Annotated in this window: 7 protein-coding genes; 2 read left to right on the top strand and 5 right to left on the bottom strand. The window is 62.7% G+C overall.

Features of this window, described 5'->3' with window-relative positions:
• Positions 1 to 14 precede the first annotated feature (14 nt).
• On the top strand, positions 15 to 2,240 hold the full coding sequence (gene uvrB, locus EON91_RS13645; RefSeq protein WP_292095817.1) for an excinuclease ABC subunit UvrB: 2,226 nt from the start codon (positions 15 to 17) through the stop codon (positions 2,238 to 2,240).
• Between the two features lie 14 nt (positions 2,241 to 2,254).
• Here the strand turns inward: uvrB and EON91_RS13650 are convergent, their stop codons facing one another.
• Positions 2,255 to 3,886 carry a hypothetical protein gene (locus EON91_RS13650; RefSeq protein ID WP_292095806.1) on the bottom strand — a complete coding sequence of 544 codons (1,632 nt, stop codon included), beginning with the start codon at positions 3,884 to 3,886 and terminating at the stop codon, positions 2,255 to 2,257.
• Positions 3,887 to 4,350: 464 nt separating this feature from the next.
• On the opposite strand from EON91_RS13650, the gene EON91_RS13655 reads away from it, so the two are divergent.
• Positions 4,351 to 4,680: a hypothetical protein gene (locus tag EON91_RS13655; protein ID WP_292095809.1), complete on the top strand. Its 330-nt coding sequence runs from the start codon at positions 4,351 to 4,353 to the stop codon at positions 4,678 to 4,680.
• A gap of 97 nt (positions 4,681 to 4,777) precedes the next feature.
• Here the strand turns inward: EON91_RS13655 and EON91_RS13660 are convergent, their stop codons facing one another.
• The 4 genes from EON91_RS13660 to folB all read right to left on the bottom strand — a co-directional run bounded on the left by EON91_RS13660 (position 4,778) and on the right by folB (position 6,589).
• Complete coding sequence (locus EON91_RS13660; protein WP_292095811.1) at positions 4,778 to 5,065, bottom strand: GNAT family N-acetyltransferase; 288 nt, start codon at positions 5,063 to 5,065, stop codon at positions 4,778 to 4,780.
• A 51-nt stretch (positions 5,066 to 5,116) separates the two neighbouring features.
• Positions 5,117 to 5,500: a hypothetical protein gene (locus EON91_RS13665; protein ID WP_292095813.1), complete on the bottom strand. Its 384-nt coding sequence runs from the start codon at positions 5,498 to 5,500 to the stop codon at positions 5,117 to 5,119.
• Positions 5,501 to 5,513: 13 nt separating this feature from the next.
• Positions 5,514 to 6,104 carry a hypothetical protein gene (locus EON91_RS13670; protein WP_292095815.1) on the bottom strand — a complete coding sequence of 197 codons (591 nt, stop codon included), beginning with the start codon at positions 6,102 to 6,104 and terminating at the stop codon, positions 5,514 to 5,516.
• A gap of 89 nt (positions 6,105 to 6,193) precedes the next feature.
• Positions 6,194 to 6,589, bottom strand: coding sequence for a dihydroneopterin aldolase (gene folB / locus EON91_RS13675; protein WP_292095818.1), 396 nt, complete (start codon positions 6,587 to 6,589; stop codon positions 6,194 to 6,196).
• Between the last annotated feature and the right edge of the window lie 19 nt (positions 6,590 to 6,608).

Below are 6,608 nucleotides of genomic sequence, written 5' to 3' on the forward strand. Positions count from 1 at the left end.
GCAAGTCGGATAAGATGCCCATGTTCGCCCCCGTCACCGGCCCCCGCCTGACGCCGGAAGAAGCGCCCGGCGCCCCCGCCGACTGGGTGCCGCACCGCCCGTCGCGGCCGGACGGCAAGAAGCGCATCCCCTTCCGGCTGGAGACGAAATACCAGCCCGCCGGCGACCAGCCCGCCGCCATCGCCGAACTGGTGCAGCAGGCCCAGGCCGGCGACCGCGAACAGGTGCTGCTGGGCGTCACCGGCTCGGGCAAGACCTTCACCATGGCCAAGGTGATCGAACAGACCCAGCGCCCGGCCCTGATCCTGGCCCACAACAAGACCCTGGCCGCCCAGCTCTATTCCGAGTTCAAGAGCTTCTTCCCCGACAACGCGGTCGAGTATTTCGTCAGCTACTACGACTACTATCAGCCCGAGGCCTATGTGCCCCGCACCGACACCTATATCGAGAAGGACAGCTCGATTAACGAGCAGATCGACCGGATGCGCCACTCGGCCACCCGCGCGATCCTTGAGCGGGACGACGTCATCGTCGTCGCCTCGGTCTCCTGCATCTACGGCATCGGCTCGGTCGAGACCTATACCGCCATGACCTTCACCCTGAAGGTCGGCGATCAGATCGACGAGGCCAAGCTGCGCGCCGACCTGATCGCGCTGCAATACAAGCGCAACGACCTGAATTTCGAACGCGGCATGTTCCGCAAACGCGGCGACACCCTCGAAATCTTCCCCGTCCACCTTGAGGACCGCGCCTGGCGCGTCAGCCTGTTCGGCGACGAGATCGAGTCGATTCAGGAGTTCGACCCCCTGACCGGCAAGAAGACCGCCGACCTGACCGAGGTCACCGTCTATGCCGCCAGCCACTATGTCACCCCGCGCCCGACGCTGAATCAGGCCGTCAACGGCATCAAGGCCGAGCTCAAGGAGACGCTCGACTGGATGGTCGAGAACGGCAAGCTGCTGGAGGCCCAGCGGCTGGAGCAGCGCACCCGCTTCGATCTGGAGATGATGGAGGCGACCGGCTCCTGCGCCGGGATCGAGAACTATTCCCGCTGGCTGACCGGCCGCGCGCCGGGCGAGCCGCCGCCCACCTTCTTTGAATACATCCCCGACAACGCCCTGCTGTTCGTGGACGAAAGCCACGTCACCGTCGGCCAGATCAGCGCCATGTATCGCGGCGACTATCGGCGCAAATCGACCCTGGCCGAATACGGCTTCCGCCTGCCGTCGGCCATCGACAACCGTCCGCTCAAGTTCGACGAATGGGACGCCATGCGGCCCCAGACGGTCTTCGTCAGCGCCACTCCCGGCCCGTGGGAGATGGAGCGCACCGGCGGCGTCTTCACCGAACAGGTCATCCGCCCCACCGGCCTGATCGACCCCCCGGTCGAGATCCGCCCCGTCTCCGGCGCCACCCGCAACCAGGTCGACGACGTCATCGACGAGGTCAAGGCCGTGGCCCGCGCCGGCTATCGCAGCCTGGTCACCGTCCTGACGAAAAAGATGGCCGAGGACCTGACCGAATACATGCACGAACAGGGCGTGCGCGTCCGCTACATGCACTCCGACGTCGAAACGCTGGAACGGATCGAGATCCTGCGCGACCTGCGTCTGGGCGCCTTCGACGTGCTGATCGGCATCAACCTGCTGCGTGAGGGGCTGGACATCCCCGAATGCGGCCTGGTCGCCATCCTGGACGCGGACAAGGAGGGCTTCCTGCGCTCCGAGACCAGCCTGGTCCAGACCATCGGCCGCGCCGCCCGCAACGTCGACGGCCGCGTCATCCTGTACGCCGACCGCATGACCGGCTCGATGGAGCGCGCCATCGCCGAGACCAACCGCCGCCGCGAAAAGCAGCAGGCCTACAACCTCGAACACGGCATCACGCCCGAAACGGTCAAGCGCGACATCAAGGAGATCATGGACAGCCCGTACGAGTCCCGCGAACTCGACCGCCTGACCGCCCCCGGCGTCAAACAGGACGCCAAACCCTTCGTCGGCTCCAACTTCCAGGCCGCCCTGAAGGACATGGAAGGCCGCATGCGCGACGCCGCCGCCAACCTGGAATTCGAAGAAGCCGCCCGCCTGCGCGACGAGATCAAGAAGATGAAACTCCTCGACCTCGAATTCGCCAACGAAGCCCTGACCGGCGCGGGCGAGGAGGTGGACGCGTCAGCGCCGAAGCGCTGGCGGAAGGAAGCGGCGCAGGAGAAGGCGGAGGCGTTCAGGAAGGGGCGGTAGGGAATGGCATTTAGCTATGCGTGCTGGGGAGGTTTTGATCCGAGCTCATGCCAAAATATCGGGTGAACATTCAGCAGCACATTCGGCTGGAACGTTGCGTCACTGACAGTCACTCTATCGCGAAAACTCCACATCATCGTCACATTGGGCGCGGGCTTCACACCCAGAACGCCAACCTGAAAGAGCACCTTTGCCCATTTCGCCCTGAAACCAACCACGTCGGCTTCCTTGCGTTCATACTCTGTGATCGCATGTGCTGTGAGACGATCAGATGTGTCCTGCCCTGCCGCCGCTAACTCCAATAATAGATCGTATATAGCGGCCTCTTCTACTTCCCTCAGGTGAAAATTTGCTAACTTTTGTCGAAGAGGCTTAACGTACAGATCCAGCCTTGGGTATACCGAGCCCCACTCATCTCTAAGAGATATAAATCGGCTTGCGCTGTAATCTGCTTCCGCAAGCTTCACATGAGATGCTGTTATAGATGTGGAATTTTGTGCTTTGTCTAAACACTTGTTCACGAACAGGATGCAATCCCTTGGACGCAGAAGTGTTCTTTCAATAATATACTCTCGGGTAGGCTTTCTGTTGACCTCCTCCGAGAAGAGATCGTAAAAATCAACCTTGTCCTTCGTGTATACACGCTTAAACAAAAGATTAATTCTTCGGTTAACAACCTCAAACAGGTCGTTGGGCGTCCATGTTACATTTAGAATGTCGTCTTCGTACTTTTCCTGCTGAAAGGATGCGTCACGCGTCTTTTCAAAGACCAAATCAAGCAAATCTGTGCGTATGGCCGCAAGAAATTTGACATTCCTAACCGGCCTCATGCTGCGAATGGTCTCGACAAGAGTTTTTAGAAGCCGAACCCTCATATCATCTTCAGCAAACTCTTTATCTAAATCATCTATGATGACATAGTATATATTCTGATCATCATCAAATACCTCCTCGGCTAAGAATTTAATCGCCTCTCTCAATGCTGCAAGTTGCTCAGATCCAAGAATCTGCTCCACGCGCTGGCGGTACTCAACCTTTTTTTGATCCGTTAGGCGTGAAACGCCCTCAGCTGATATATCTAGGTCAGCAATTTTCCCACCTAAAGCTCCCTTTACACTGCGTTCGAGTGTTTTGTTTGCTTCAGTAACCCTGATATCTATAGATTTCCAGAACTCTGGAGATAGATTTTTAAGTAAATCAAGTGCCCTGGCACGCTTAGTTTTAATTCCTAAGCGTTCAAAAATATTCTTTGCGCCGGCTGCATCTTGTATGTTGAAGCGCGCTCTAATGAGCTCGACCACGAAGGTGTACCGCCACAACATTTCGAAGAATGGTTCGATGCGGACGCCTAGTGACGATATAAAGCCCACGATGTTCGAGTTTGCGATGTGCTGAAAATGAAGCTCAACAGGGTCGATCCGGACAACATGTGGCGATGTCCTCTCTACCATATTCAGAAGCGCTGTTTTCCCTGATCCCGTTCTGCCTACGACGAGAAAGCGTGGATCACGTGCACTCAACGCCGCGTCGAAGAATCCAGTTTGCAGAAAGCTTTCATGCAGGAAAGCGTCATCGGTCTCTGCTCCAGCAGTTCCGATATTGAGCCCCGGCTTCAATTTCAGCTTGTTGGGAAGCTTCTTAGCCAACTAGCGCACCCACTATCTAGTGTCCTTCATTTGTCCTGCTCAGCTTCGACCATAGCGAGAGCTAGGGGGCTGTCTATGCCGAATTGACGTGCGGCCCTCGGCCTGCCTGAGGCCGAGGGTCAGCCGCGCGTAACCCGGCCGAGCTCGCGTGGATGCTGGGTCCTCGCGTCCGCTTCTGACGTCGGCGCGTGCTTCACTGCCGCCTGGGCGGCTTCCGGGTCGGGCTTTCACCCGCCGCCCGGCGCTCCGGTTTCAGACTAATCAGACTAATCAGACCCTGTTTTTCGCGGCGCGGGTATGAAATCAGACCTTTCAGACCCGCTTTTTGTATCACCCCGGCACAGGCCTGTCGGAAGTGATGATGCGGCGGCGCCACAGGGCGGGGAAACCGTGACCTTGGCTGTAAACGGACTGCGGCGATCGCGGCGAAAATGCGGCATGCTGACGATGGAGACAAAGCCCCCATGTCCAAGTCCAGCAGTAACGATTCCGAATCCCGGCCTGCCCTGCGGGTGGTCGCCTCGCCCGAGGCGGCGGTCTATGACCTGATGAAGACGCCCGAGACCACGGCCGAGCGGGTCAAGCGCCTGCAGCTTGAGGCGCGGGCCCTGGCCTATGAGCAGGTCGAGGCGCTGGACGCCCTGCTGCTGCAGGCGGCCCAGATGGCCCGCGAGATCGCCGAGGGCGGCGACGCCTATCCCGTGGGCGCCCGCGAAATGGCCTCGCGCCTGGCCGAGGACCTGCCCAACAAGGCCGAGACCATCAAGGCCATCCTGGCCAAGAACCATCCATGATGCCAGGGCCGCGGTCAGAAGGCTCCGCCTTCTCGACCCGACGCGGCCCTGGCGCTTCGCGCGGACCCGGCCTCAAGCAGCCCGAAGGGCGGTGGGCCTAAGCGACGATATCTTCGTACTCGCGGTGCCGTTTCAGCCAGGCGACGGCGTAGCTGCAGTGGGGGTTCAGCTTCAGGCCCTGGGCGCGGGCGTGGTCAGCCAGGGCCTGCATGAAGCGGCCGGCGGCGCCGGTGCCGCGCAGCGCCGGGTCCGCCTCGACGTGCAGGATGACCCGCTCGTCGCCGCGCACGGCGTAGTCGGCCCAGACGGGGCGCGGGGCCCCGTCCGCATCGGCGAAGGTCTGTTCAAAGCGCCGGTCGTCGGCGTGGTCGATGAAGTCGCTCATGGGGCCTCCGAAGGTCTGTGACGGGAAGCCGTTCAGGGCTGCGGGGTTCCCTCAGGGATTCCGGTCGCCGAGGAGAGCCAGCAGGCCCAGCACGCTCTTCACCGTGAACCAGACGCTGATCAGGAACCAGAACAGCCAGAAGGCCAACAGGAAGGGGATGCCGATCAGGACGACCGACAGAAGGCCGCTGATGATGATCCCGACCCAGGCGGCGATGGTCCACCAGAAGACGGACCAGAACAGCCGGATCTGCGCCTCGATATGGGCCCGCGCCACCCCCGTGGCCGAGGTCCGGCTGGCGTAGGCGACGATCAGGCCGATCAGCACCAGCACGTTGGCGCTGGGGATCGACAGGATGAACAGGGCCCAGGCGATCAGGGCCGGGACCTTGCCCTCGGCGGCGTGGCCGGATTCGAAGCGGGGCTGGTCGGTCATGGTGTCGGTTCCTTCAGATCCACCAGCCGCGCGGATCGGCGATCGCCCGCCCGGCCTTGAGTTTCAGCACCCCTGCGGCGCCCCGCACCAGCAGCCAGATGGCCGTCAGGAACAGGACAAAGACGCCCATGCCGACGACGATCAGGATGGCGCCTGCCGCGGCGGCCACGGCGGCGGCCCACAGGCTGCGCTGCTGATAGGTAAAGTGGCTGGCGGCCAGCGGATCGGCCGGCGCCTCGCGCCCCGTCACCGCCAGCAGCCCCAGCAGGGCCGAGGCTCCGAAGGTCGGCACGGCGAACAGGATCAGGGCATAGACCGCATACAGGCCCAGCGGAACGGGCGCGGCGTCCTTGCGGGGTGCAGGTCGAACGTCTGGCGCAGTGATGAAGGCGGGCGTGATCGGGTCGCTCATGATCGGTTCTATGCGCGGGGCGGCCATGGGTTCCGCCAGCGTCGCGGGTTCCGGCTCTGGCCGGGGGGCAGGCTCAGGGTCCAGCGGGCGGGCGGCCAGCGAGGCGGGCGTGCAGAAGCCGATGCCGTCGTCCGGATCGTGCGCCGGCGCGCTCGTCGGGTCCGGTCGCTGGGTGTCGCCGTCTGCGGCCATGGAATCCTCCGGCGCCGCGCGCCTTTCGTCCTGGGCCGACAATGCCGGGGCCGATGCGGCGGCGCAACCGTTCGTGACGCTATCGGGGTCTATCTGGCGAGGGTCAGGGCGCAGCCCGCCGCCGCCGCGCCGTCCAGGGCGCCCGGCTTGTCGATGCTGACGGTGACGCGCCGCACCCGCGCGTCGTCCAGGCAGGCCAGGGCCAGCCGCTCGGCGAACGTCTCGACCAGGCCGACATGGCCGGCCGCGACGATGGCCCGCGCCGCCTCGGCCACGGTCTCATAGTTGATGGTGTCGGCCAGCCGCTCGATCGGCGGGACGCCGCCCAGCTCCAGCGTCACGTCGATGACCAGGGTCTGCAGACGCCCGTGCTCGTGGTCATAAACGCCGATGCCGGCCTGAACCTGAAGGCCGCGCACGAAGACCGTCAAGCCCTCGCGCCGCAGCGCCGTGCCGGTGGGGGCGGGGTGGGGAAGGGCGACCATGGCGGGCCTACTCCAGGAT

The organism is Brevundimonas sp. (genome assembly GCF_004210735.1).
Taxonomy (GTDB): Bacteria; Pseudomonadota; Alphaproteobacteria; order Caulobacterales; family Caulobacteraceae; genus Brevundimonas.